Below are 901 nucleotides of genomic sequence, written 5' to 3'. Positions count from 1 at the left end.
TTAAAAAGCCCATGGACCGCCGATCTGGACGATGGGGCGCTGAAAATGTTCAATCGAGCGATGATGGATCGCCTGTCCTCGGCATTCTTGTCCCGCCGCGATTTCCTGGGCCTGGCGGCTGGCCTTGCCGCGACTTGCGCCCTGCCGCGCTCGGCCTTCGCCCAGACCGGCCGGCGCATCCAGCCGATCGACGCAACCTTCCTGTTCATCGCCGACATCCATGCCTGCCGCATGGCGAGCGGGCTCAGCCCGCATTGCGCGCAGGAGGGCAAGACCGACGCCGCACTTCTGCGCAACGTCGCGGCGCTGAATGCGATCGCCGACAAGAAATGGCCGGTCGAGATCGGCGGTGTCGCAACCGGCCTGCATTCGGCCGGCACACGCATCGGCACGCCGCTCGGCCTCGTCACCGGCGGCGACATCACCGACGATGGCGGCGGCCAGGTCACCGAGCCCAGCGAAGGCACGCAACTCCTGCAGTTCAGCCAGCGCTACCAGCAAGGCATCGGGCCGGACCGCGTCCACATTCCGGTCTATGTCGGCCTCGGCAATCACGACCTCGACCAGAACGGCTCGCCGCCGCATGTCGACTGGTACCGGCGCGAGTTGCGCGACTATGTCGAGGTCAACCATCGCCCCGGCGTGTTCTTCAAGCCGCCGGTGCCGGCAACCGAGTACGACGTCGACACCGACTGCTATTCCTGGGACTGGGGCGGCCTGCATCTCGTCCAGACGCATCGTTTCGCCGGCGACACCGGCCATGGCGCGATGAGCAGCCTGCCGTGGCTGAAGCAGGATCTGGCGACCTATGCCGGCGACGGCCGCCCGGTGATCCTGTTCCAGCATTATGGCTGGGACACTTTTTCGACGGAGCGCTGGGATCCGGCAAAACGCATTTACG

At 66.0% G+C, this 901-nt stretch carries 1 protein-coding gene; it reads left to right on the top strand.

The features are described from left to right. Window positions 1-60: 60 nt before the first annotated feature. Window positions 61-901, top strand: an 841-nt coding sequence (locus EOA29_RS38160; protein ID WP_127222499.1) for a metallophosphoesterase, incomplete at its 3' end; no start/stop codon positions are given.

The sequence above is a fragment of the Mesorhizobium sp. M1E.F.Ca.ET.063.01.1.1 genome (assembly GCF_003998155.1).
Classification (GTDB): Bacteria; Pseudomonadota; Alphaproteobacteria; order Rhizobiales; family Rhizobiaceae; genus Mesorhizobium.
The sequence above is the reverse complement of the archived record's forward strand: the minus strand, read 5'-3'. Positions and strand labels throughout refer to the sequence as shown.